Genomic DNA, 23449 nt, shown 5'->3' on the forward strand with positions numbered 1-23449 from the left:
CCATTGTGGTGGGCGGATTGTGAAGGACATGTTGCGCGGGTACGACGGCCCTCGGTGATTGTCGGTGCCCGGGGTTAGGGTCGCCAGCGATCGACTGTCTCAGGTCGACGCACATATGTTCAGGGGATTCGGGGGAGGTGGGGCGAGTGAGCAAGCAGAACTGCCTGGTGGCGAACGACTGGATCTGCGGGGAGTACCTGCGCTCGCGGTCACAGGACCTCACGGACGCGACCGTGCAGCACATCGGCATCACGGCGGCCTCGGTCGCGATAGGCGTCCTGGTGGCCTTCCCGCTGGCGCTGCTCGCCCGCCGGAAGGCCTTCGCCGGACCGGTGCTCGGGCTGACCACCGTGCTCTACACGGTGCCCTCGCTCGCGATGTTCTCGCTGCTGCTGCCCCTCTTCGGGCTCTCGGCCTCGCTCGTGGTCACCGGCCTGGTGATGTACTCGCTCACCATCCTGGTGCGCAACATCCTCGCCGGGCTGCAGGCCGTCCCCGAGGAGGCCAAGGAGGCCGCCCGCGGACTCGGCTACGGACCGGCGAGGCTCCTGTGGGAGGTCGAACTCCCGCTCGCCCTCCCGGCCCTGCTCGCCGGGGTGCGCATCGCCACCGTCTCCACGGTCGCCCTCACCACGGTCGGCGCCATCGTCGACTACGGCGGCCTCGGCAGCCTGATACTCGACGGGCTCGACACCACCTTCAAGGCACAGGTGCTCACCGCCTCCGTGCTCTGCGTGCTGCTCGCGCTCGCCGCCGACCTGCTGCTGCTCGGAGTGCAGTGGCTGCTCACCCCCTGGACCAGGGCGACCAGGGCGACCAGGGCGAGCAGCGGCCCGCGTATACGGAGGCGGCCGGGAGCGGGCGGCGGCGGCCCGCTCGCGAAGGCGGAGGACACGGCAGCGGCAAGCGCCGGCGGCGCGAGCGTGGCGAAGGCGGCTGATCCCGTATGAACGCGATATCCGGGGCCTGGGACTGGCTCACCACCGGCGCCAACTGGCAGGGCGAGAAAGGCGTCTGGCACCGCCTCACCGAGCACCTGTACTTCAGCGGCGTCTGCCTCGCCGTGGCCTGCCTGATCGCGCTGCCGCTCGCGCTCTGGCTCGGCCACCTCGGCAAGGGCGGCGCGCTCGCGGTCAACATCTCTAACATCGGCCGCGCGGTGCCGACCCTCGCGGTCCTGGTGCTGCTGACGCTCACCCCGCTCGGCGAGCACGGGGACCTGCCGACGCTGATCGCGCTGGTGCTCTTCGCGGTGCCGCCGATGCTGACCAACGCCTACCTCGGCATGCGCGAGGTGGACCGCTCGGTGGTCGAGGCGGCGCGCGGCATGGGCATGAGCGGCGGCCAGGTCTTCCGGCGGGTCGAACTCCCGCTCGCCTACGGCCTGGTGATGACCGGCATCCGCTCCGCCGCCGTCCAGGTCGTCGCCACCGCCACCCTCGCCGCGATGGCGGGGGAGGGCGGCCTCGGCCGGATCATCACGGCCGGGTTCAACCTCCAGAACACCCCGCAGGTCGTCGCGGGCGCCTTCCTGGTCGCCCTGCTCGCCCTGCTCGTGGAGGCGGCGCTCGTCCTCGCGGGCAAGGCCTTCGACCCGATGCGCGGCCGCTCGGGAACGGCCCGGTGAGCCTTCTCCCGTACGGCCCGCGCGCCCCGTACCACCGGCGCCCTTCACCGATCTCACCGATCTCCGCGACCGGCGCGCGAGGACCCGCGGTACCGCGGGAGCAGTAGCAGTGACTTCCCGAGCAGTAGCGACTTCCTGGAAATTCCGAATGGGGACGGCGATGAACAGCAGGGCGATGAACAGCAGAAGGAAACGGGCCGCGGTGGCCGCCCTCGCGGCGGCGGCGCTCGCGGGCTCGCTGGCGGCCTGCGGCGGCGACAGCCTGGAGGACGACGGCAAGGGCGACTCCGGCGGCGGCACGAAGGGCTCGCTCGTGGTGGGCGCGGCTCGCTTCACCGAGGCCAAGGTCCTCGCCGAGCTCTATGTGCAGGTGCTCAAGGAGGCCGGTTACGACGCCTCCACCAAGACCGTGCAGAACCGCGAGGTGTACGAACCGGAGCTGGAGAAGGGCACCATCGACGTCGTACCGGAATACGCGGCCACCCTCACCGAATTCTTCAACCTGAAGAAGAACGGCCCCAAGGCGAAAGCCGCCGCCTCCAGCGATCTCGACGCGACGCTGACCGCGCTCAAGGGCTTTGCCGAGCCGCAGGGCCTCAAGGTGCTGCCCGCCGGAGAGGCCGTCGACCAGAACGCCTTCGCGGTCAGCGCCGATTTCGCCGCGAAGCACAAGCTCAAGACCCTTTCGGATCTCGGCAGGTCGGGCGAGGAAGTCAAGATCGCCGCCGGTGACGAATGCGAGTCCCGGCCCTTCTGCGCACCGGGTCTGAAGAAGACGTACGGAATCAAGGTCACCGGAATCGACCCCAAGGGCGTGGGCACCACCCAGTCCAAGCAGGCGGTCAAGAACGGCACCGACCAGCTGGCGCTCACCACGACCACCGACGCCACCCTGAAGACCTTCGGCCTCGTCCTCCTGGAGGACGACAAGAAGCTCCAGAACGCGGACAACATCCTGCCGGTCGTCAACGCGAAGGACGCGGGCGGCAAGGAGGTCGCCGCGGCACTCGGCAAGCTCACCGAGACCCTCACCACCGAGGACCTCATCGAGCTGAACCGCAAGGTCGACGCCGAGCGGCAGAAGGAGGCCGACGTGGCCAAGGAGTACCTGGAGTCCAAGGGGCTGCTCAAGAAGTGAGCAAAAGGTGAGCGGGAAGTGAGGGAATGAGCGGGGGCGGGGAGGCCGCGGGCCGCCGGGCCGCTATTCACGGCGGGCGGAAAGCAGAATCACGGCCGCCGGGTACCGGTTTTTTGCCGGCCCGGCCACCACGATTCCCGTACGCGCGGTAAGTTTCTGGCCATGCCACGTGGACGCCACCGCCATTCCCCACCCCTGCACAGGCTCCTCCCCCCGTCGGCCATCGCCGGGGTCTCCGTCGCCTGCGCCGCCGGGGCCTGGCTCTTCACGGAGCCGACGCTGCTCCGTGGCCTGGTCGCGGCCGCCGCGGTGCCCACTCTCGTCGGCGCGGTCGTCATGCGCCGCTGGGACCGGGTCGCCGGCCGCCGTGTCGCCGAACTGGAACGCGCCCGCAAGGGCGACGAATGGCGCTACGAGGAACGCACCGCCGAGCTGGAGTCGGACCTCGAGGAGTCCCGCGAGGTCCGCACCCGCATCGAGCAGAAGCTGCGCGCCAAGCGCACCGAACTCGCCGCCCTGCGCAACGAGCACGCCGCCCTGCTGCGCCGCTACGCCACCGCCGAGACCGAGCGCGCCAGCGCCCTGGAGGGCCGCCGCAGGCTCGCGATCGAGGCGAGCGTGCCCGCGAGGGCGCTGACCGCGGCCCCGGTCGTCACCCCGCCCACCGGTTCCACCCTCTTCCGGGAGGCCAACGCCGCCCTGGACCGGCTGGCCCGCGGCGGCCGCCCGGGAGCGGCCCGCGGCGAGCGCACCGGCGGCGCGCTGCACGGCACCGTGAACCGGCCCGGCGCCAAAGGCGACGGCTTCTCCGCCTTCGGCAACGCACCGCTGACACCCGCGCCCGCGCCGCGGATCCCCGGCCAGGGCGCCGGGCCGAAGGAGGGCGAGGCACGGGGGAATGCCGGGGCGGCCGGCGAGCACACCCGTACGGCCGCCGCTCCGCGTCACTTCACGGTGCCGGCCGCGGCGGCGGTGCCCGCCTCCGCCCGCCGCGCCGTCCCCCAGGGCGGGTTCGACTTCTTCGGCACCAAGCACGCGGCGCCCTCCTCCGCGGCCCTGGAGGCCGCCCAGAACAGCGACCTCGCGGACGTCGTCGGCGAGGAGGCCCTCGCGGTCCACAAGGCCGAGTCGGAGTCCCGCTACCGCCCGGCCGGTCTGCGCGAGCAGGCGGTGGGCCAGGTCATCGACCTGACGGCGCACGACGACACCGAGCCGATCGACATGACGGAACTGCGCAGCGCGGTGTCCTAGGCCCGCGGCCGAGCGCGGTGTCGTAGCCCCGCGGCCGGGCGCGGTCCCGCAGGTCCGGGCTCAGCGGGCTTCCGCGGCGGTGACGGGTTCCCCGGTTCCGCGGCCGGTCATCCAGCGGTCCGGTCCCGCGTCGCGGCGGCCGGTCCGTGAACGGTCGGCCTGGTCCCGGAGCAGGGCGGCGGCCTGCGCGTCCTCCCGGAGCCGGGCGGTGACCGTCTTGTTCGCGCCGGTGTCGACGGAGAGGTCCGCGAGGCCCAGGGCCCGCTTCCAGGGGCCCTGGTTCAGCCGGACGCTCTGCACCTTGGCGTGCGGGACCAGGTGGACGGTGCGTTCGAAGAGCCCCTGCCGGGTGGCGAACACCGCCTCGGTGACGGCCAGTCCGTGGCCCCGCCACCACAGCGGGGTGTTCCAGCGCGCGCGGCGCGGCGGGCGGGCGAAGCCGGCGGGCACGGTGACCCCCGGCAGCACCCGCGCCACCACGGCCTCGGCGAGCGGCCGGGGGGCCACCGGCACCAGTACCGAGTTGCTGGACCCGGCGACGTTCAGCTCGACCCGCACCCAGCCGCGCCGCCGCCACAGCAGCGGTTCGATCAGGCGCACCGTCTGCACCCGGCCCGGCGGGACGGTCTCGTGCGCGCGGTCCAGGAGGCCGTGGTCGATGCGCAGGCCGTCGGGGGAGGAGGCCAGCGTCCAGTCGTACTCGGCGGCGAAGCGCCCGGCGCTGCGCGCGCCCGCGGCACCCAGCAGCGGCACCCCGGTGGCGAGCACCGTCCAGGGGCTGTGGGTGGCGAACCACAGCGCGGCCGGCAGGAGCAGCGCGCCGAACAGCGCGAGCCAGGTCCCGCCGCTCAGGACGAGCGAGAGGGCAAGCGAGCGCGGCGGTACCCGCAGCAGGTGCTCGGCCGGTGCCTCGCCGACCTCGTGCGCCGTCTCGGGCGCCAACCCCGCGGCCCGGGCGAGGAGTTCGGCCCGCAGGGCACGGGCGTCCGGTTCGGAGAGATAGGCCAGCTCGTCCTTCTTCTCCGCGCCGACCACGTCGAGCCGGAGCTTGGCCACCCCGAAGACCCGGGCCAGCAGCGGCTGGGTCACGTCCACCGCCTGCAAGCGGTCCAGGCGGATATGGGCGGTGCGCCGGAACAGCAGTCCGGTACGGATCCGCAGCTCGGTGCCGGTCACCGCGAAGTGGGTGTACCACCAGCTCAGAAAGCCGTAGAGGGCGGCGGCCGCGATCAGCGCGCCGAGCCCGAGCAGCAGGGCGAGCAGCGACAGATCCGTCAGCCGCTCGAAGGCGTGGTCCGGATCGTGCACGGCCCAGCCCACGACCACCGCGAACGGCGCCCAGGCCCGCCGCAGGGGGGTGAAGGGGTGGAGGCGGCGTTCGTGGGTGGAGGGGGACGGGCCGTCGTGGGGTCCGGGGTCCTGGGATCGGCCGTCCCGGGATCGGCTGTCCTGGGATCCGTGGTCCTGGGATCGGCCGTCCCGGGATTGGCCGTCCTGGGATTCGTGGTCCTGAGATCGGCGGTCCTGGGACCGGCCGTCCTCGGATCCGGGGTCCGGGTACCCGCGATCCACCGCCCCCGCGCCGCCCTTCGCCGCGCCGCCCTTCTCCGCGCCGTTCACAGCCCCGCCGATCGGGCCTCGCCCAGTTCGGTCAGGCGGTCGCGCAGGCGCTCCGCCTCGGCCGGGTCGAGGCCGGGGACCCGCGCGTCGGTGGCCGCGGCGGCGGTGTGCAGCTGGACCCCCGCGAGGCCGAAGCGGCGCTCCAGCGGGCCCGAGGTGACCTCGACCAACTGCATCCGCCCGTACGGCACCACGGTCTCCTGGTGGAAGAGGACGCCCCGGCTGATGAGCAGGTCGTCGGAGCGTTCCGCGTAGCGCCAGGAGCGCCAGTTGCGGTGCAGCATGCGCCACCCCCACAGCAGCCCGGCCAGCGGCAGCAGGGCGGCGAGCGCCCAGAGCGGGCCCGCGAAGACGCCCGGCAGCACCCCCGCGGCGAGCGTCACGGGCACCAGCCAGAGCAGGAGCAGCAGCCTGCGCATCCGCAGCAGCCCCTCCGGAAGCCCGACCCACACCGGCAGCCCGGCCGCCGGCCCGGCATCCGCCGTACCCGCGGGAACCGCCGTACCGGCCGGCTCCGTGACCGCCGCGCCACCGGCCGTACCCGCCGGCTCCGCCCCGGCACCCGGCGTACCCGCCGACCCCGCGACCGCCCCGGCCTCCGCCGCCCCGCCCCGCGTACCCGGCAGCCCGGACTCCGCCCCCGGCGTGCCGTGCTCCGCGTCCCGCGCGCTCCCCGTCTCCATGCCGCAAGGGTACGTAGGGGAGACTGTGCGCATGAGTCCCACGACGGAGACCACGATCGGCGTCGGCGGTGCGGCCGAGAGCACGGACATGGTGCTCAACATCGGGCCCCAGCATCCGTCCACGCACGGAGTGCTGCGCCTGAAGCTCGTGCTCGACGGCGAGCGGATCGAGAAGGCGGAGCCGGTCATCGGCTATATGCACCGCGGCGCGGAGAAGCTCTTCGAGGCCCGGGACTACCGCCAGATCATCATGCTGGCCAACCGCCACGACTGGCTCTCGGCCTTCTCCAACGAACTCGGCGTGGTCCTCGCCGTCGAGCGCATGCTCGGCATGGAGGTCCCCACCCGCGCGGTCTGGCTGCGCACCCTGCTCGCCGAGCTGAACCGGGTCCTCAACCACCTGATGTTCCTCGGCTCGTACCCGCTGGAACTCGGCGGCATCACCCCCGTCTTCCACGCCTTCCACGAGCGCGAGGAACTCCAGGCTGTGATGGAGGAGGTCTCCGGCGGCCGGATGCACTACATGTTCAACCGCGTCGGCGGACTCAAGGAGGACCTCCCCGCGGGCTGGCTCGGCCGCGCCCGGCAGGCCGTCGCCGACGTCACCTCCCGGATGGACGTCTACGACGACCTGGTGCTCGGCAACGAGATCTTCCGCGGCCGCACCCGCGACGTCGGCGTCCTGTCCCCCGAGGCGGTCCACGCCTACGGGGTCAGCGGACCCATCGGCCGCGCCTCCGGCGTCGACTTCGACCTGCGCCGCGACGAGCCCTACCTCGCCTACGGGGAACTCCAGGACACCCTGCGCGTCATCACCCGCGAGGACGGCGACTGCCTGGCCCGCTTCGAATGCCTCCTGGACCAGACCCACAATTCCCTGGAACTCGCCGGCGCCTGCCTCGACCGGCTCGCCGAACTGCCGCCGGGCCCGGTCAACCAGCGCCTGCCCAAGGTGCTCAAGGCCCCCGAGGGCCACACCTACGCCTGGACCGAGAACCCGCTCGGCATCAACGGCTACTACCTGGTGTCCAAGGGCGAGAAGACCCCGTACCGGCTCAAGCTGCGCTCGGCCTCCTTCAACAACATCCAGGCGCTGACCGAACTGCTGCCCGGCACCCTGGTCGCCGACATGGTCGCCATCCTCGGCTCGCTCTTCTTCGTCGTGGGCGACATCGACAAGTGAGCCGGGGCGGTTCCGGGCGGCGTCTCCTCAGTTCAGTCCGGTGCGCCTGAGGCCTCGCGCGGCTCCATGTCCCCGAGGTCCCCGAGATCCCCGAGCACCCCGCGGCCGTCGATGCCGACCGGCTGCGCCAGCCAGCTGAAACCGCCGAGCCCGCCCGGGGCGGTCAGTTCCGCGGCGGCCCCGGCGTGGCTCAGGGCGCGCAGATACGCCGCGGGGTCGGAGGAGGCCAGGCTCAGCGGGGGGCGGGTGCCGCTGAGGCCGAGGGCGTGCAGGGCGGTGCGCTGGGTCAGCAGCAGGGCGCCGGGCAGGGCGCAGGCGTCCACGGCCACATGCGCCGTCAGATCGCAGGAGCCGTCCGGCACCGGGGAGCAGTCCCGCCCGGCGCGGAAACCGGTCAGGGTGCCGAAGGGCGGACGTGCCGCACGTGTGTGCGCGTAGTCGACGGCCACCGCCAGGCCCCGCTCGACGCCGGCCACCGCCTTTGCCCAGGCCGCGTCGCGGGTCAGCCCGATCTCGGCACGGGCCCCCGGGGTACGCAGCGGCCACCAGCGCCGCAGCCACTCGGCCTCCGGCCCGCCCACCGGGGCGCCGAGCGACTCGGTGCCGTCCGCGTCCACCAGGACCAGGCGCGGGCGGCCCTCGAAGTCGGCCTCCGCGATGTCGAGCGGGACGTTGTCCAGCCACTCGTTGGCGAACAGCAGCCCCCGTACGCCCCGGGGCGGCTCCGCGACCCAGCGCACCGCCGGGTCCGGACCGGCGGGCGGGTCCGCGAGCTCCACGGCGTAGGCGAGGGTGCGGGCGGCCACCTCGGCGGGCAGCGCGGACAGCACCCCGGCGACCAGCTCCCCGCGGCCCGCCGCCATGTCCACGAAGGCCAGCTCCCCGGGGTGCCCGAGCGCCTCGTCGACCCGGCACAGCAGCCGCGCCACCGCGGCGGCGAACAGCGGCGAGGCGTGCACCGAGGTACGGAAGTGCCCCGCCGGCCCCTCCGGGCGGCGGTAGAAACCCTCCGGCCCGTACAGCGCCTGAGTCATGGCAGCCCGCCAGCCCCGGCCCGCTCCGGCGCCGTCCGCCACGGGGTACCCGCCGTGCGCCACCGGGTTCCCGCCGTGCGTCACCGGGTTCCCGCTCGTCGTCTCCCCGCCCGGGGTCGTCTCCGTCACGTCGGCCAGGCTAGGAGACCGCGCCCGCCGCCGGGCCCGGGGCGGCGGCGAAAGGCCCGTACGGGGTGTGTTCCGGACAGAAAGGTCTTGATCGCGGGGGCATGCGGGATGGAGTGCCCTCGTACGGACCCCGGACGGAGGGCGCTCGTACGGACCGGGCGGATTGCCCTCGTACGGAGACGTCTTCCGGACCGGGGCGGGCGCCCGGTCGCCTGCCCGCGCCCTTTTCACGCCCCGCGCGCCCCCGCACACGCCCCGCGCCAGGGAAAACCGGCCCGCGGCTCCGCCACCGTCCCCACCGCCATCTCCCCCATCACCTGCACGAGATGCCTACCGGGCCTCCACCTTGCGGAGTACGGAAGGGGCAGGCGGATCGGTCCTCCGGTTGACCCGGGCGGCCCATCGCGGTGCCTACGCTGGGTTACGTGCAGCGCCTCTACGACTTCCTCCGCAGACACCCGACGTGGGTCGACAGCTTCTGGGCCGTCGTCCTGCTCGGCATCTGCCTGGTCAGTCTGGTCGCGCAGACCGCGGTGCCCAACGGCGAACCGGACCCGGTCGTCGCCTCGTACCCCCTCGCCCTGGTGCTCTGCCTGGTCATCGCGCTGCGGCGCAGGATGCCCGAACGCATGCTGCTCCTCGCCGCCGCGATGGGAGTGGCCCAGCTGCTCCTGGACGCCGAGGTGATGCCGGCCGACTTCGCCATGCTGGTGATCATCTACACCGTCGCCGCCGACGGCGCCCAGTGGGCCTCCCGCTTCGCCCTCGTCGGAGGCCTCGCCGCCGCACCGCTCGCCCAGATGCGCTGGCCCGAGGACGAGGTCAGCAGCCTCGGGCGGATCCTCTTCACCTGCTTCCTCATCGTGCCCTTCGCCCTGGCCTGGGTGCTCGGCGACTCACTGCGCACCCGCCGCGCCTACCTGGCCCAGCTGGAGGAGCGCGCCGCCCGCCTCGAACGCGAACGCGAGGCCCAGGCCAAGGTCGCCGTCGCCGCCGAACGCGCCCGCATCGCCCGGGAGCTGCACGACGTCGTCGCGCACAACGTCTCGGTGATGGTCGTCCAGGCGGACGGCGCCAACTACGTCCTCGACGCCGCCCCCGAGCAGGCACGCAAAGCCCTGGAGACCATCTCCGGCACCGGCCGCCAGGCCCTCGCCGAGATGCGCCGCCTGCTCGGCGTGCTGCGCACCGGCGAACAGGACGAGAGCGGCGAGTACGTACCCCAGCCCGATGTCGAACAGCTCGACGAACTCATCGAGCAGGTACGCAGCGCGGGCCTCCCGGTCGACTTCAAGGTCGAGGGCGCGCCCCGCCCGCTGCCCAGCGGCGTGGAGCTCACCGCCTACCGCATCGTCCAGGAAGCCCTCACCAACACCCGCAAGCACGGCGGCCCCAACACCGGCGCCAGCGTCCGGCTCGTCTACTTCGACGACGGCCTCGGCCTGCTCATCGAGGACGACGGCCGCGGCGCCGACCGCGGCCGGCACACCGGCGGCGGCGAGGACGGAAAGGGCCAGGGACTCATCGGCATGCGCGAGCGCGTCGGTATGGTCGGCGGCACCCTGGACGCGGGCCCCCGCCCCGGCGGCGGCTTCCGGATCAGCGCCCTGCTGCCCCTCAAGCCCGCCCACTGAACCACCCGCACCGGGCCGGGCCGCCATGGCCCCGACCGCGCGCCGCCCGCAGGACCTCGCAGGACCGACTGACCGACCCCGCAGGACCGACCGACCGAAAGGCCGCAGGAGATGCCGATGCCGATCCGCGTGATGCTCGTCGACGACCAGGTGCTGCTGCGCACCGGCTTCCGGATGGTGCTCGCCGCCCAGCCGGACATGGAGGTCGTCGCCGAGGCGGGCGACGGCGCCGAGGCCCTGGAGGTGCTGCGGGCCACCGCGGTCGACGTCGTCCTCATGGACGTCCGGATGCCGAGACTCGACGGCGTCGAGGCCACCCGCCGTATCTGCGCGGCCGAGAACCCGCCCAAGGTCCTCATCCTCACCACCTTCGACCTCGACGAGTACGCCTTCTCCGGCCTCAAGGCGGGCGCCTCCGGCTTCATGCTCAAGGACGTGCCGCCCGGCGAACTCCTCGCCGCCATCCGCGCCGTGCACAGCGGCGACGCCGTCGTCGCCCCCTCCACCACCCGCCGCCTCCTCGACCGCTTCGCGCCGATGCTGCCCACCGGCACCGAGGAGGCGCACAGCGAACTCAGCCGCCTCACCGACCGCGAACGCGAGGTCATGGTCCTCATCGCCCAGGGCCTCTCGAACGGCGAGATCGCCGCCCGCCTCGTCCTCTCCGAAGCCACCGTCAAGACCCACGTCGGCCGCATCCTCACCAAGCTCGGCCTCCGCGACCGCGTCCAGGTCGTGGTCCTCGCCTACGAGACCGGCCTGGTACGGGCGGGCGGGGGAGGCTGAGGGGGAGAGGGCGGGGAGCGGGTGGGGCGACTGCTCGGGGTGCAGGAGGGGCTGCGGTACTCGGTTGAGTCCGCGGTTTCGTGGGCCTGGGGATTTGTGGGCCTGCGGTTCCGGTTCTGCGGCTTCGCCTGCCTCGCCGTAGGGGCGAATTTCGCCGGACGGACCTCGCTGTACGGACCGGCCTCGCCGTACGGATGCGCCCAGCCGTGTCAGGTGGGCTTCGCCGTACTGACGGGCCGTTCACCGCACGGCGCCTAGGCTCGGCGCATGCTCGTGTGGATCAACGGCCCCTTCGGCGGGGGCAAGACGCAGACCGCCCACGAACTGCGGCGCAGGCTGCCGGGCAGCGTCGTCTGCGACCCCGAACACCTCGGCTTCGGGCTGCACCGCATGCTGCCGCCCGCGCTGCGCGGGGACTTCCAGGACCTGCCCGTGTGGCGGCGGGGCGTGGCCGAGATGCTCGACCTCGCGGCACGGGAGCACCCCGGCACGGTGCTCGTCCCCATGACGGTCACCGACGACCGGTACTTCGAGGAGACGGTCGGCGCGCTGCGGGCCCGCGGCCACGACGTACGGCACTTCGCCCTGCTCGCCACCCGCGAGACCGTCCTGCGCCGCCTGCGCGAACGCGGCCTCGGCCACGCGCTGCGGGTGGTGGGCGGCAAGGAGGCACCGCTGCGCCGCGAAAGCTTCGCCGCGCGACGGCTCGACGACTGCCTGCGGCGGCTCACCGCCCCCGAGTTCGCCAGCCACCTGTGGACCGACCATCTCGGCATCCCGCAGGTCGCGGACCGTATCGCCGCCGAGTGCGCCCTGCCCCTCATCCCGGACACCGACGGCCCGCTGCGCGGACGACTGCGGCGGGCGGCGGTGGGGGTGCGGCACATCCGGTTCGATTGAGGCGCGGGGACGGGGCCGCGGGGTCGGGTGGGCGGCGGAGCCGTCGGCGTCCGGTCGCCGATCATCGCGCTGGGCCTCCCCCCTGCTTCCCCCGCTCCCGGGCTCGCGTCACGAACTCCGCCGCTGCCGACTCGACTTGGGCCGCCGTCCACTCCAGGCCGGGTGCCCCGAGCGTCACCTCGGTGGCGGCGATACCGGGCGGGTCGGTCACCGTCGTGTGCCAGCCGGAGAAGAGCGCGGTGCCCGTCTCCTCCGCCATGGCGAGCGAGACCTCGTCGAGGAGCTCCGGTGGCCAGGGCAGCCACACCTTGAACTGGTGGGTGTGCGGCACCCCCGGGTGGACCCGCCACCAGCCGGGGTCCGACCGCCCGAACCCCGCCCGTACGGCTTCGGCGACCACCCGCGCCTGGGCCACGTAGGAGGGCAGGCGGGGCAGTTCGCGGTCGAGGCCCACCAGGGCCGAGAGGGCGGTGGGGAACTGCTGGAAGATCTGGCCGCCGTACCGGTGGCGCCAGGCCGTCGCCTCTTCGATCAGGGACTGGGGACCGGCGAGGGCGGCGCCGCCGAATCCCTCCAGGGACTTGTAGAAGGAGACGTAGACGCTGTCGGCGAGCGCGGCGATCTCGCTGAGCGGGCGGCCGAAGTGGGTGGCCGACTCCCACAGCCGCGCCCCATCGAAGTGGACGACCGCCTCGCGCTCCCGGGCCGCCTCGACGGTCGCCGTCAGCTCCTCCCAGGTCGGGAGGACGAACCCGGCCTCCCGGAGGGGGAGTTCGAGCATCAGCGTGCCGAAGGGTTCCTCCAGGGCGTGGATCTCCTCCGGGTCGGGGAGCCGGGGTCTGCGCGTCGCGTGGATGGTGCGCAGGCCGCTGACGGTGCCGAAGGCACCGCGTTCGTGCAGCTCGGGGTGGGCGAGGGGGTGCAGGGCCACCGTGGGGTTGCCGGTGCGCGCGGCCCAGCAGCGCAGGGCGACCTGCTGGGCCATGGTGCCGGTGGGGAAGAAGGCCGCCGCCTCGGTGCCGAGCAGACCGGCGACCCGCTCCTCCAGGCGCCGTACGACACCGTCGCCGTACAGGTCCACCCGTTCGTCCAGGCCGTAGGGATCCTGACCGTCCCGGGCGTTTTGATCGTCCTGGCCGCCGATGTCCCCTGTCCGGGAGACCTGGGCGGCCTCGGAGACCTGGGAGACCTGGGTGAGCAGTTGGTCCAGGCGCCCGCGCACCGTGTTGTGCGCGCCGGGCCGGGACAGGACGCGCGGGCTGGCCCGCAGCGTCCGGGACAGCCGGGCCTTGGTGCTCTCCGCCGGACCTGGTTCCAAGCCGTTCTGCTCCGAGATCTCCATCGTCCCCGCCGTCCCCGCCGCCTCTGCCTCTGCCTCTGTCATCCTCCGACCTCCCTCCCCGCCCAGCCCGGATGTCCGGTCCGATCCGTACGTCCCGTCCAGTCCGTATGTCCTGTCCGGACCGTACGTTCCGTCCGTCCACGGGCCGTGTTCCTGATCCATGGCCCGATCATGGCCTACCGCAGTGACGCTTCACACAGCCTGTGGATAACTCTGGGCTGTGGACAGCCGGAGCCCGTCCCGGAGGATCGCGTTAACATGACGAGAAATCGTCCGGTACCCCGAGCGGACTGGAACGGGAAGGCCTCTGCGAGTGAACGCACCTCATCGCGCGGGTCCTGGCGACCCGCAGGAAAAGCCCGCCAGGCTGACGGTCGGCGTCGTCGGCGCGGGGCGTGTGGGTCCGGCGCTCGCGGCTTCGCTCCAGCTCGCCGGGCACCGCCCCGTGGCCGTCTCCGCGGTCTCCGACGCCTCCCGCCGCCGGGCCGCCGAGCTGCTGCCGGACGTCGCGGTGTGCACGCCCGCCGAGGTCCTCGCCCGCGCCGAGCTGGTCCTGCTCACCGTGCCCGACGACGCCCTGCCGCAGCTGGTGGCCGGGCTCGCGGAGACCGGCGCGGTGCGCCCCGGGCAGCTGCTCGCGCACACCTCGGGCCGGTACGGGACCCGGGTCCTCGACCCCGCGACGCGGGCCGGGGCGCTGCCGCTCGCGCTGCACCCGGCGATGACCTTCACCGGGACCTCGGTCGACGTGCAGCGGCTCGCGGGCTGCTCCTTCGGCGTGACCGCCCCGGAGGAGCTGCGGCTCGCCGCCGAGGCGCTGGTGATCGAGATGGGCGGGGAGCCCGAGTGGATCGCCGAGGAGTCCCGTCCGCTCTACCACGCGGCGCTCGCGCTCGGTGCGAACCACCTGGTCACCCTGGTCGCCCAGTCGATGGACCTGCTGCGCACCGCGGGCGTCGGCGCCCCCGACCGGATGCTCGGCCCGCTGCTCGGCGCCGCCCTGGACAACACCCTGCGCTCCGGGGACGGGGCGCTGACCGGCCCGGTCGCGCGCGGGGACGCGGGCACCGTCGCCGCGCACGTCGCGGAGCTGCGCGCGCACGCCCCGGAGACCGTGCCCGGCTATCTCGCGATGGCCCGCGCGACCGCCGACCGCGCCCTCGCCCACGGTCTGCTCAAGGCGGAACTCGCCGAGGACCTCCTCGACGTACTGGCCGCCCCGCCCGGCAGCCCGACCGCAGCCGAGGGCGGCTCCCCGGACCCCGGCCGCAAGGGCCCCGACGGCGCGGAAACCGACCGTAAAGACCGCGACCGTAGAGACCGCGACCGCGAGGACTCCGGCGGCAAGGACACCGACCCCGAGGAAACCGACCCCAAGGACCCCGACGGCAAGGACGCGGACGGCCCCGGCACCGAGGAGGCCGACGATGACTGACCCGGCACAGACCGATGCGGCGAGGGCACAGACCGACGCGGCGGAGGCACAGGCCGATCCGGCGAAGGCGCGGACGCATCCCGCCCCGGGGCGGACGCCCCCCGCCCCCAAGATCGTCACCACCGCCGCCGAGCTGGGCGCCCCCGCCGCCCGCCGTGTGGTCGTGATGACGATGGGCGCCCTGCACGAGGGCCACGCCACCCTGATCCGTACCGCGCGGGAACGCGCCGGGGCGGGTGGCGAGGTGGTCGTCACCGTCTTCGTCAACCCGCTGCAGTTCGGGGCGGGTGAGGACCTGGACCGCTATCCGCGGACCCTGGACGCCGATGTCGCGATCGCCGCGCGGGAGGGCGCGGACGTCGTGTTCGCGCCCTCGGTGGGCGAGGTGTACCCGGGCGGCGAGCCCGAGGTGCGGATCGCGGCGGGGCCGATGGGCGAGCGGCTCGAAGGCGGCTCCCGGCCGGGGCACTTCGACGGGATGCTCACCGTCGTCGCCAAGCTGCTGCACCTGACCCGCCCGCATCTGGCGCTGTACGGGCAGAAGGACGCCCAGCAGCTCGCGCTGATCCGGCGGATGGTGCGGGACCTGAACTTCGGGGTGGAGATCGGGGCGGTGCCGACGGTGCGGGAGCCGGACGGGCTCGCCCTGTCCAGCCGCAACCGCTACCTCTCGCCCGCCGAGCGGAGCACCGCGCTGGCCCTGTCCCGGGCGCTGTTCGCGGGGCGGGACCGGCACGCCGCGCAGGAGGCGCTGCGCGCCCGCGCCGTCTCCGCCCCCCGCTCGCAGCAGCGCGCGCAGGCGCTGACGGCGCTCGGCGAGGCGCGCGCCGCCGCCGACGCGCACGCCCTCGCCGAGGCCGCCCCCGGCGGGCCCGCGGCGGTGCGCGCCGCCGCGGACGCCGCCCTGGAGGAGGCGGCCCGGTTCACCCCGCCGCTCGCCCTCGACTACCTCGCCCTGGTGGACCCCGCCGACTTCACCGAGATCGGCGAGGAGTTCCGCGGTGAGGCGGTCCTCGCCGTCGCCGCCCGCGTCGGCTCCACCCGGCTGATCGACAACCTGCCGCTGACCTTCGGAGGCCCCTGATGAGCGACATCCCCGGCGCGGGCATACGCCTGCACGCCCCGATCCCCGGCTGGTCCCGGAGCGCCGATGTCGTCGTGGTCGGCTCCGGCGTGGCCGGGCTCACCGTCGCGCTGCGCTGTGTCGCCGCGGGCCTGGACACCGTCGTGGTCACCAAGGCCCGCCTCGACGACGGTTCGACCCGCTGGGCGCAGGGCGGAGTCGCCGCCGCGCTCGGTGAGGGCGACACCCCCGAGCAGCACCTCGACGACACCCTGGTGGCGGGCGCCGGACTCTGCGACGAGGACGCGGTGCGGCTGCTCGTCACCGAGGGCCCCGGCGCCGTACGCCGCCTGATCACCGCGGGCGCCCGCTTCGACGCCGACCCCGGCACCGACGCCCTCGCGCTGACCCGGGAGGGCGGCCACCACCGCCGCCGCATCGCGCACGCGGGCGGCGACGCGACCGGCGCGGAGATATCGCGCGCCCTGGTCGAGGCGGTCCGCGAGGCGGGCGTGCCCACCGTGGAGAACGCCCTCGTCCTCGACCTGCTCACCGACGAGGAGGGCCGCACCGCGGGCGTGACCCTGCACGTCATGGGCGAGGGCCAGCACGACGGGGTGGGCGCCGTGCACGCCCCCGCGGTGGTCCTCGCGACCGGCGGCATGGGCCAGATCTTCTCCGCGACGACCAATCCGGCGGTCTCCACCGGCGACGGCGTCGCGCTCGCCCTGCGCGCCGGGGCGGAGGTCTCCGACCTGGAGTTCGTGCAGTTCCACCCGACCGTGCTCTTCCTCGGCGCCGGAGCCGAGGGCCAGCAGCCGCTGGTCTCGGAGGCGGTACGCGGCGAGGGCGCCCACCTGGTCGACGCCGACGGGGTCCGCTTCATGCAGGGGCAGCACGAGCTGGCGGAGCTGGCGCCCCGGGACATCGTCGCCAAGGCGATCACCCGGCGGATGCTGGAGCAGGACGCCACCCACATGTACCTGGACGCCCGGCACTTCGGGGCGCGCATGTGGCAGGAACGCTTCCCCACCGTCCTCGCCGCCTGCCGCGCCCATGGCATCGACCCGGTCACCGAGCCGATCCCGATCGCGCCCGCCGCGCACCACGCCTCCGGCGGCGTCCGCACCGACCTGCACGGGCGGACCACGGTGCCCGGCCTGTACGCCTGCGGCGAGGTCGCCTGCACCGGGGTGCACGGCGCCAACCGGCTCGCCTCCAACTCCCTGCTCGAAGGCCTCGTCTACGCCGAGCGCATCGCCGCCGACCTCACCGCCCGGCCGCCGGGGCCCCGTACGCCCGTGCTCAGCAAGCTGCCCGGGCGTCCGCTGCTCGCCCCCGAGGCGCGGTTCACCCTGCAGCGGATCATGACGCGGGGCGCCGGGGTGCTGCGCAGCGCCGCCTCGCTCACCGAGGCCGCCGCCGCCCTCGAAGCCCTCGACGCCGAGGCCCGCGGCGCGCTCGCCGAGCACGGCAAGACCGCCGTGCCGGGCGTGGACACCTGGGAGACCACCAACCTCCTCGCCGTCGCCCGGGTCCTGGTCGCCGCCGCCCTGCGCCGCGAGGAGACCCGCGGCTGCCACTGGCGCGAGGACCACCCCGAGCGCGCGGACGAGACCTGGCGCCGCCATCTCGTCCTGCGCCAGGAGCGGCCCGAGGCGGCCGCCGAGGAGCCGCCGCCCGCGGCCCGCGGCGGGGAGAAGCCCCCGAACGAGGCACTGCGCGTCCCTGTCCCGGCGCTCAGCGTGCACCTCACACCGGGCGCCGGTTTCCCGCCGACCGCCGGGCGGACGCAGCCGCCCGGGAGCGGCGGGGACCCCGCCCACCCGACCGTCAGGACCCAGCCGTACGCGTAGCCGCCCGGCCGCGCACACCTCAGGAGCAGTGAACCCGTGAGCACCGACGACCACCTTTCCTCCCTCCCGCTCAACGCGGAGACCGGCGGCTGCGGCGAGGGCTGCGCCTGCGGGGAGGGCGACGAGTACGCCGAGCACGCCGAGTCCGGGCTCGATCCGGCGCTCGCCGCGCTGCTCACCGCCGCGGGCCTGGACCCGGTCGAGGTCGAGGACATCGCGCACCTGGCGATGGACGAGGATCTGGCGGGCGGCGTCGACGTCACCACCGTCGCCACCATTCCCGAGGAGGCCACCGCCACCGGCGACTTCACCGCCCGGGAGGCGGGCGTGGTCGCCGGTCTGCGGATCGCCGAGGCGGTCCTGTCCATCGTGTGCACCGACGAGTTCGAGGTGGAGCGGCACGTCGACGACGGCGACCGCGTCGAGGCCGGCCAGAAGCTCCTCAGCGTCACCTCCCGCACCCGCGACCTGCTCACCGCCGAGCGCAGCGCCCTCAACCTGCTGTGCCGCCTTTCCGGCATCGCCACCGCCACCCGGGCCTGGACGGACGCGCTCGCGGGCACGAAGACGAAGGTCCGCGACACCCGCAAGACCACCGTGGGCCTGCGCTCCCTGGAGAAGTTCGCGGTGCGCTGCGGCGGCGGCGTCAACCACCGGATGTCGCTCTCGGACGCGGCGCTGGTCAAGGACAACCACGTGATCGCCGCGGGCGGTGTCGCCCAGGCCTTCGCCGCGGTGCGGGAGTCCTTCCCCGAGGTGCCGATCGAGGTCGAGGTCGACACCCTGTACCAGCTGCGCGAGGTCCTGGACGCGGGCGCCGACCTGATCCTGCTGGACAACCTCACCCCCGCCGAGACCGCGGAGGCCGTCGCCCTGACCGGCGGCCGGGCGCTCCTGGAGTCCTCCGGCCGGCTCACCCTCGACGACGCCCGCGCCTACGCCGACACCGGTGTCGACTTCCTCGCGGTCGGCGCGCTGACCCACTCCTCGCCGATCCTCGACATCGGCCTCGACCTGCGCGAGTCGGACCGGTGACCGCCGTCTGCCAGGGCCCCGGGGAGGCGGTGTCCGCATGCTGCTGACCATCGACGTGGGCAACACCCATACGGTGCTCGGCCTCTTCGACGGCCCGGACATCCTGGAGCACTGGCGCATCTCCACCGAGCCGCGCCGCACCGCCGACGAACTCGCCGTACTCCTCCAGGGCCTGATGCGGATGCACCCGCTGCTCGGCGACCGGCTCGGCGACGGCATCGACGGCATCTGCATCTGCGCCACCGTCCCCTCGGTCCTGCACGAACTGCGCGAGGTGACCCGCCGCTACTACGGCGACGTGCCCGCCGTCCTGGTCGAGCCCGGCGTGAAGACCGGGGTGCCGATCCTGGTCGACAACCCCAAGGAGGTCGGCGCGGACCGCATCGTCAACGCGGTGGCCGCCGTCGAGCTGTACGGGGGCCCGGCGATCGTCGTCGACTTCGGCACCGCGACCACCTTCGACGCGGTCTCCGCGCGGGGCGAGTACACCGGCGGGGTCATCGCGCCCGGCATCGAGATCTCGGTGGAGGCCCTCGGCGTGCGGGGCGCCCAGCTGCGCAAGATCGAGCTGGCCCGCCCGCGCAGTGTCATCGGCAAGAACACGGTGGAGGCCATGCAGGCCGGGATCGTCTTCGGCTTCGCCGGGCAGGTCGACGGCATCGCGCGCCGGATGGCCCGCGAACTCGCCGCCGACCCGGCCGAGGTCAAGGTGATCGCGACCGGCGGCCTGGCGCCGATGGTCCTTGGCGAGTCCGAGGCCATCGACGAGCACCAGCCCTGGCTGACCCTGATCGGACTGCGCCTGGTCTACGAGCGCAACTCCGCCCGGACCTGAGCGGCCCCCCCGCCCACGGCCACGCCGCACCGACCGTTACGCCCTGTTTGTCTGATTAGCGCGTATCGTCGGCCCATGCCCACGCCATACGGATCCCGCGGCGGCATGGCCTTCGGCGCGAACGAGCTGCGTGTGCTGCGCCGCGCCCTCGCCCTTGCCCTCGAACCCCGTCCCGCCAGTGCCCAGGACGTCCAGGACTGTCTGCGCCTCGCCGGGAGCCTCGACGAGGCCACCCGCGAGGGCGCCAGACTGCGGGACTTCCTGCTCGCCGATCTCGCGCGGTACCGGGCCGCGCTCCCGGGCGCCCTCACCGGCTACCTCGCCCTCCTGGAGGAGCTGCTGCCCGGCGGCTACCGGCCCGTCCCCGAGGACCTCGCCGCCCTGCGCGCCCTGCGCGGCAACCCGCGGGCGGCCCGCCTCCTCGCCCGCTGCCCCGCCCCCGCCGCGCGGATCCCGGCTCCCGCCGGCCGGGTCCGGCTGCGCGCGCTGCCGGGCGGGCGCGGCGCCGAGGCGACCCCCGCCGAGCCGGAGCGCGAGCCCGCGCCCCGCGCCCCGGCGCCGGGGCGCCCCGTACCGACACCGGCGGAGGTCTTCCCGCCCCGCCGCAGGCCCGCCGCCCCGCCTGAGCGGGAGGATCCGCCGCCCCCGGCGAAGGAGCCGCAGGAGCGTGTCGCGGGATAGCGGCCCGGCGGGCGCATGCTCTCGGACAGGGCCCCGACGTCCCCCGGGGCCCTGTCCGATTCGCCCGCGGGGGCTGGCTACCCTGGAGCCATGGACTACGTCTCCGCACTCCTGCCGCCCGTCGTGATGGCCGTCTTCTTCGTCAGCCTCATCGTCACGATCGTGAAGTCCCAGGGCGGTCCGAACAAGGCCAAGGAGGACGCGGCCGTGGACGCCGCCCTCGCCCGCGCCGACAGCACCCGCCAGTCCTCCGGTACCACCGAGGCCTGAGCAGGCCCGGCGGACCAGGGCCCCGCACCGGGCCCTGAGTCCCCTCCGCGCGCCCGGCACCCGTCCGTCAGGACCGGCGGCCGGGCGCTTTCGTGTGCCGGCGCCGTCCGCGACGTACGCGGAAGGGGGCGGACCTCACGGAGAGGGCGGCCCTCGCGAGCCGCCTCGGCCGCGCGCCTTTTCCTGCCGGATTCAGAGATTTTGTCGGATCATCCGTGTGCGGAAGTGTCGGGTGCCCCGGTCCGCACTATGGTGCTCGTGTGCCTCGCCCCTTGGGAGAACTCGAAGACTCGGTCATGACGCGGGTGTGGAAGTGGAACCGCCCGGTGACCGTGAGAGAAGTCCTGGAAGACCTTCAGCAGGAACGGTCCATCGCCTATACGACGGTGATGACCGTTCTGGACAATCTCCATCAGAAGGGCTGGGTGCGGCGCGAGGCGGAGGGGCGCGCCTATCGATATGAGGCCGTCTCCACCCGGGCCGCCTACTCGGCCGCACTGATGAACGAAGCCTGGTCCCAGAGCGACAACCCGGCCGCCGCGCTCGTGGCCTTCTTCGGGATGATGTCGCAGCAGCAGCGAGAAGCGCTGCGCGATGCCGTACGCATCGCCCAAGTTCCCGAGATCCCCGCGTCCGCGGCAAACGTTCCGGCTGAGAACCCGGCGCGGAACGAAGCCCCGGAGAACACCACGGGCAACTCGGCGGCGCCGGTCAACTCACCGGACAAGTCACCGGAGAACGAACTCGCGCAGAAGGCGACCGACTCGGAGCAGAACGCGACGGAACCCGTACAGAAGGCGACCGCCCGGAAGAAGGCGGCACGCAAGGCGCCCGGGCGGAAGACCGCGGCGCCCGAGAGCGCCGCACAGAACGCGGAGGCCGAGAACGGCGGCGACCGCGAGGACGTTCCGCACAACGCGGGCGAGAACCCCGGCTCCGGGCCCGGCGGCCGCGGGCGATAGCGTCACCGCATGCCCCCCGAGCCCGAAGTCCCGGTGAAACCGGAAAGCGCTGTCACCGTCCGCCGGGCCAGGACCGGCGACGTGCCTGAGGTGCGAAGACTCCTCGACTCGTACGTCGACAAGCGCATCCTCCTCGACAAAGCGACCGTCACGCTTTACGAGGACATCCAGGAGTTCTGGGTGGCCGAACGCGACGACAACGCGGAGCTGGTGGGCTGCGGGGCCCTGCATGTCATGTGGGAGGATCTCGCGGAAGTGCGCACACTCGCCGTCAAGCCCGTGGTCAAGGGCGCGGGAGTGGGCCACCTACTTCTGGAGAAGTTGTTGCAGACCGCACGGTGGCTGGGTGTTCGCCGGGTTTTCTGCCTGACGTTCGAAGTCGACTTCTTCGCCATGCACGGGTTCGTCGAGATCGGTGAGACCCCGGTGGACACGGATGTCTACAGCGAGCTGCTGCGTTCCTATGACGAGGGCGTCGCCGAGTTCCTCGGTCTCGAACGAGTGAAACCCAACACCTTGGGCAACAGCCGGATGCTTCTGCAACTGTGATCGGGGATCGACGGACCTATTCCGGATCCACCCTGCCCAGTTCCCTATGTCCGAAACGCGCATGTTTCCGGTCTTCTCGGGGTCGGCGGACTCTGCCAGGGGTTTGTGTTTTTCCCGCAAAAGCGGTTTGCTTTCCGGCGTAGTGCTGCACTGGATATATCAGGGGTCGGTGAAACGGCTGACGCCGCAGGCCCCGGGCCCCGAAGTTTTCGATGAAAGGAAATACCGTGGCACAGAAGGTTCAGGTCCTTCTTGTCGATGACATCGACGGCGGCGAGGCGGACGAGACCGTGACGTTCGCTCTGGACGGCAAGACGTACGAGATCGACCTCACCACGTCGAATGCCGACAAGCTGCGCGACCTGCTGGACCCCTACGTGAAGGGCGGACGGCGCACCGGCGGCCGCGCCGCGGGCGGTCGCGGAAAGGCCCGCGCGGCCTCCTCCGGCGGCAGCGCCCAGGACACGGCGCAGATCCGCGCCTGGGCCAAGGAGAACGGCTACGAGGTCAACGACCGCGGCCGCGTCCCCGCGTCCATCCGCGAGGCCTACGAGAAGGCCAACGGCTGAACGCCCGCGCGCCGCAGCCGGACGCGGAGGCAGCAGGAGGCCGCCGCGTCCACGAGCCGCACGAGCGAAGGGGCACCACCGCCCCGCACGGCCACCGGTCCCGGTAGCCCCGATTCGCTCCCCGCACCCTGCTCGGGGGGCCGCAGCCAGCTCGCGGCCCCCTGCGGGCCGTCCCGCCCGGGATCCTGCGCCCCGGCGCCACCGGGACGGCCGCCGCTCCACGGCACCGGCGCCTCGATGCGCCCGCCCGCCCCCACCGCCGTCAGCTCCGGCACCAGCGCTCCCCAGTCGAGCCAGTCGAGCAGCCCCGGCAGCTCCTCCGCGCCGCCCGCGGCCACCAGGAACCGCATCGCCCCGCCGCCCAGCGCCACCGGGCCGCCCGGCCGCAGCTCCCGCAGCAGCATCAGGCCCGCCTCCACCGGGAGCCGGAGCACGTCGAAGCGCACCCCGGTCCGCAGCGCCGCCGGGGCGCCGCCGCGCGCGTCGAGGAACACCTCGCCCCACCCCAGCTCCGCCACGTACCAGCGGCGCAGCTCCTCCTGGTGCGCCCGCCCGCCCGGCCGCGGGGGCGCGAGCGGTCCTTCGAGGGGGCGCCGGGGGCGCGGAAGCGGAAAAGTCATGCCGGGAACAACCGGCGGGAACTCCCGGGAGTTACGCAGAGTTGGACCCTGTGCGCGATACGTGTGCGAAAGGTGCGGGGCGGGAGTGCGCGCGTGACGGGCGGGGCGCGCAAGGTTGTTCGCCCGTAGCGGAGGGAACCGGGCTGGGTCGCATGGAGTGTCAGTCCGTACGGGTAAGACATCCCTAGTGGGAGGGGCGACACGCAGCCCCGGGGCGGTCTCCCGTTCGCCATCGGCGTAGTGATGG

General features: G+C 73.7%; 21 protein-coding genes and 2 pseudogenes. 18 read left to right on the forward strand and 5 right to left on the reverse strand.

The annotated features are described in order from the left end of the window. Nucleotides 1–146: 146 nt before the first annotated feature. The 4 genes from HFV08_RS25810 to HFV08_RS25825 all read left to right on the forward strand — a co-directional run bounded on the left by HFV08_RS25810 (nt 147) and on the right by HFV08_RS25825 (nt 4016). Nucleotides 147–950 carry an ABC transporter permease gene (locus HFV08_RS25810; RefSeq protein WP_168542869.1) on the forward strand — a complete coding sequence of 268 codons (804 nt, stop codon included), beginning with the start codon at nt 147–149 and terminating at the stop codon, nt 948–950. After that, nucleotides 947–1627 carry an ABC transporter permease gene (locus HFV08_RS25815; RefSeq protein WP_040249974.1) on the forward strand — a complete coding sequence of 227 codons (681 nt, stop codon included), beginning with the start codon at nt 947–949 and terminating at the stop codon, nt 1625–1627. Before HFV08_RS25810 ends, HFV08_RS25815 begins: the two co-directional genes overlap by 4 nt. A gap of 160 nt (nt 1628–1787) precedes the next feature. Further along, nucleotides 1788–2765: an ABC transporter substrate-binding protein gene (locus tag HFV08_RS25820; RefSeq protein ID WP_168542870.1), complete on the forward strand. Its 978-nt coding sequence runs from the start codon at nt 1788–1790 to the stop codon at nt 2763–2765. Between the two features lie 162 nt (nt 2766–2927). Next, on the forward strand, nt 2928–4016 hold the full coding sequence (locus tag HFV08_RS25825) for a hypothetical protein (protein WP_168542871.1): 1089 nt from the start codon (nt 2928–2930) through the stop codon (nt 4014–4016). A gap of 60 nt (nt 4017–4076) precedes the next feature. Here HFV08_RS25825 and HFV08_RS25830 read toward each other — a convergent pair whose 3' ends face one another. Together HFV08_RS25830 and HFV08_RS25835 are read right to left on the reverse strand one after the other, a co-directional pair. Next, nucleotides 4077–5636 carry a PH domain-containing protein gene (locus HFV08_RS25830; protein ID WP_312885827.1) on the reverse strand — a complete coding sequence of 520 codons (1560 nt, stop codon included), beginning with the start codon at nt 5634–5636 and terminating at the stop codon, nt 4077–4079. Next, nucleotides 5633–6094, reverse strand: a complete 462-nt coding sequence (locus HFV08_RS25835; protein ID WP_168542928.1) for a PH domain-containing protein — start codon at nt 6092–6094, stop codon at nt 5633–5635. Before HFV08_RS25835 ends, HFV08_RS25830 begins: the two co-directional genes overlap by 4 nt. Before the next feature lie 256 nt (nt 6095–6350). On the opposite strand from HFV08_RS25835, the gene HFV08_RS25840 reads away from it, so the two are divergent. After that, nucleotides 6351–7502 (forward strand): NADH-quinone oxidoreductase subunit D, encoded by a 1152-nt coding sequence (locus HFV08_RS25840; RefSeq protein ID WP_168542872.1) that lies wholly within the window; start codon nt 6351–6353, stop codon nt 7500–7502. 32 nt (nt 7503–7534) lie between these two features. Here the strand turns inward: HFV08_RS25840 and HFV08_RS25845 are convergent, their stop codons facing one another. Then, nucleotides 7535–8536: an SAM-dependent methyltransferase gene (locus tag HFV08_RS25845; RefSeq protein ID WP_168542929.1), complete on the reverse strand. Its 1002-nt coding sequence runs from the start codon at nt 8534–8536 to the stop codon at nt 7535–7537. 554 nt (nt 8537–9090) lie between these two features. Here HFV08_RS25845 and HFV08_RS25850 point away from each other — a divergent pair. The 3 genes from HFV08_RS25850 to HFV08_RS25860 all read left to right on the forward strand — a co-directional run bounded on the left by HFV08_RS25850 (nt 9091) and on the right by HFV08_RS25860 (nt 11985). Beyond that, nucleotides 9091–10299: a sensor histidine kinase gene (locus tag HFV08_RS25850; RefSeq protein WP_168542873.1), complete on the forward strand. Its 1209-nt coding sequence runs from the start codon at nt 9091–9093 to the stop codon at nt 10297–10299. 117 nt (nt 10300–10416) lie between these two features. After that, a complete protein-coding gene (locus tag HFV08_RS25855) occupies nt 10417–11085 on the forward strand; it encodes a response regulator (RefSeq protein ID WP_168542874.1) in 669 nt (222 codons plus the stop codon). A gap of 267 nt (nt 11086–11352) precedes the next feature. Then, nucleotides 11353–11985, forward strand: a complete 633-nt coding sequence (locus tag HFV08_RS25860) for an AAA family ATPase (protein WP_168542875.1) — start codon at nt 11353–11355, stop codon at nt 11983–11985. A 61-nt stretch (nt 11986–12046) separates the two neighbouring features. On the opposite strand, the gene HFV08_RS25865 is transcribed toward HFV08_RS25860, so the two are convergent. Next, complete coding sequence (locus tag HFV08_RS25865) at nt 12047–13369, reverse strand: threonine aldolase family protein (protein ID WP_246342055.1); 1323 nt, start codon at nt 13367–13369, stop codon at nt 12047–12049. 271 nt (nt 13370–13640) lie between these two features. Between HFV08_RS25865 and HFV08_RS25870 the strand changes: the two genes are divergently transcribed. From HFV08_RS25870 to HFV08_RS25915, 10 genes and pseudogenes are all read left to right on the forward strand, one after another. Next, nucleotides 13641–14762 (forward strand): Rossmann-like and DUF2520 domain-containing protein, encoded by a 1122-nt coding sequence (locus tag HFV08_RS25870; RefSeq protein WP_168542876.1) that lies wholly within the window; start codon nt 13641–13643, stop codon nt 14760–14762. Nucleotides 14763–14928: 166 nt separating this feature from the next. Continuing rightward, entirely contained in the window at nt 14929–15846 is a 918-nt protein-coding gene (panC, locus tag HFV08_RS25875; protein WP_376770723.1) for a pantoate--beta-alanine ligase, read from the forward strand. After that, nucleotides 15846–17469: pseudogene (locus HFV08_RS25880) on the forward strand (L-aspartate oxidase); the annotation flags it as partial. The gene panC and the pseudogene HFV08_RS25880, both read left to right, overlap by 1 nt. Nucleotides 17470–17717: 248 nt before the next feature. Next, entirely contained in the window at nt 17718–18716 is a 999-nt protein-coding gene (gene nadC, locus HFV08_RS25885; RefSeq protein WP_168542878.1) for a carboxylating nicotinate-nucleotide diphosphorylase, read from the forward strand. Between the two features lie 37 nt (nt 18717–18753). Then, nucleotides 18754–19551 carry a type III pantothenate kinase gene (locus tag HFV08_RS25890; RefSeq protein WP_168542879.1) on the forward strand — a complete coding sequence of 266 codons (798 nt, stop codon included), beginning with the start codon at nt 18754–18756 and terminating at the stop codon, nt 19549–19551. A gap of 75 nt (nt 19552–19626) precedes the next feature. Then, a complete protein-coding gene (locus HFV08_RS25895; protein WP_168542880.1) occupies nt 19627–20232 on the forward strand; it encodes a hypothetical protein in 606 nt (201 codons plus the stop codon). Between the two features lie 90 nt (nt 20233–20322). Further along, complete coding sequence (locus tag HFV08_RS25900) at nt 20323–20502, forward strand: hypothetical protein (RefSeq protein WP_040249947.1); 180 nt, start codon at nt 20323–20325, stop codon at nt 20500–20502. Nucleotides 20503–20798: 296 nt separating this feature from the next. Next, nucleotides 20799–21135, forward strand: a pseudogene (locus HFV08_RS25905) (BlaI/MecI/CopY family transcriptional regulator); the annotation flags it as partial. A 338-nt stretch (nt 21136–21473) separates the two neighbouring features. Then, nucleotides 21474–22013, forward strand: coding sequence for an amino-acid N-acetyltransferase (locus HFV08_RS25910; protein ID WP_168542881.1), 540 nt, complete (start codon nt 21474–21476; stop codon nt 22011–22013). A gap of 227 nt (nt 22014–22240) precedes the next feature. Then, entirely contained in the window at nt 22241–22582 is a 342-nt protein-coding gene (locus HFV08_RS25915) for a histone-like nucleoid-structuring protein Lsr2 (protein WP_040249942.1), read from the forward strand. Here the strand turns inward: HFV08_RS25915 and HFV08_RS25920 are convergent. Continuing rightward, entirely contained in the window at nt 22561–23202 is a 642-nt protein-coding gene (locus HFV08_RS25920) for an SCO3374 family protein (protein WP_168542882.1), read from the reverse strand. The two genes, HFV08_RS25915 and HFV08_RS25920, sit on opposite strands and share 22 nt — an antisense overlap. Nucleotides 23203–23449 lie beyond the last annotated feature (247 nt).

The organism is Streptomyces physcomitrii (assembly GCF_012273655.1).
GTDB lineage: Bacteria > Actinomycetota > Actinomycetes > Streptomycetales > Streptomycetaceae > Streptomyces > Streptomyces physcomitrii.

What these genes read in the sequence shown, in the direction of transcription:
- HFV08_RS25895 (WP_168542880.1), top strand. Translation starts at nt 19,627, where the DNA reads ATGCCCACGCCATACGGATCCCGCGGCGGCATGGCCTTCGGCGCGAAC.
- HFV08_RS25920 (WP_168542882.1), bottom strand. Translation starts at nt 23,202, where the DNA reads ATGACTTTTCCGCTTCCGCGCCCCCGGCGCCCCCTCGAAGGACCGCTC.
- HFV08_RS25910 (WP_168542881.1), top strand. Translation starts at nt 21,474, where the DNA reads ATGCCCCCCGAGCCCGAAGTCCCGGTGAAACCGGAAAGCGCTGTCACC.
- HFV08_RS25845 (WP_168542929.1), bottom strand. Translation starts at nt 8,536, where the DNA reads ATGACTCAGGCGCTGTACGGGCCGGAGGGTTTCTACCGCCGCCCGGAG.
- HFV08_RS25890 (WP_168542879.1), top strand. Translation starts at nt 18,754, where the DNA reads ATGCTGCTGACCATCGACGTGGGCAACACCCATACGGTGCTCGGCCTC.
- HFV08_RS25815 (WP_040249974.1), top strand. Translation starts at nt 947, where the DNA reads ATGAACGCGATATCCGGGGCCTGGGACTGGCTCACCACCGGCGCCAAC.
- HFV08_RS25860 (WP_168542875.1), top strand. Translation starts at nt 11,353, where the DNA reads ATGCTCGTGTGGATCAACGGCCCCTTCGGCGGGGGCAAGACGCAGACC.
- HFV08_RS25900 (WP_040249947.1), top strand. Translation starts at nt 20,323, where the DNA reads ATGGACTACGTCTCCGCACTCCTGCCGCCCGTCGTGATGGCCGTCTTC.
- HFV08_RS25825 (WP_168542871.1), top strand. Translation starts at nt 2,928, where the DNA reads ATGCCACGTGGACGCCACCGCCATTCCCCACCCCTGCACAGGCTCCTC.
- panC (WP_376770723.1), top strand. Translation starts at nt 14,929, where the DNA reads ATGACGATGGGCGCCCTGCACGAGGGCCACGCCACCCTGATCCGTACC.
- HFV08_RS25855 (WP_168542874.1), top strand. Translation starts at nt 10,417, where the DNA reads ATGCCGATCCGCGTGATGCTCGTCGACGACCAGGTGCTGCTGCGCACC.
- HFV08_RS25865 (WP_246342055.1), bottom strand. Translation starts at nt 13,369, where the DNA reads ATGACAGAGGCAGAGGCAGAGGCGGCGGGGACGGCGGGGACGATGGAG.
- HFV08_RS25820 (WP_168542870.1), top strand. Translation starts at nt 1,788, where the DNA reads ATGAACAGCAGGGCGATGAACAGCAGAAGGAAACGGGCCGCGGTGGCC.
- HFV08_RS25840 (WP_168542872.1), top strand. Translation starts at nt 6,351, where the DNA reads ATGAGTCCCACGACGGAGACCACGATCGGCGTCGGCGGTGCGGCCGAG.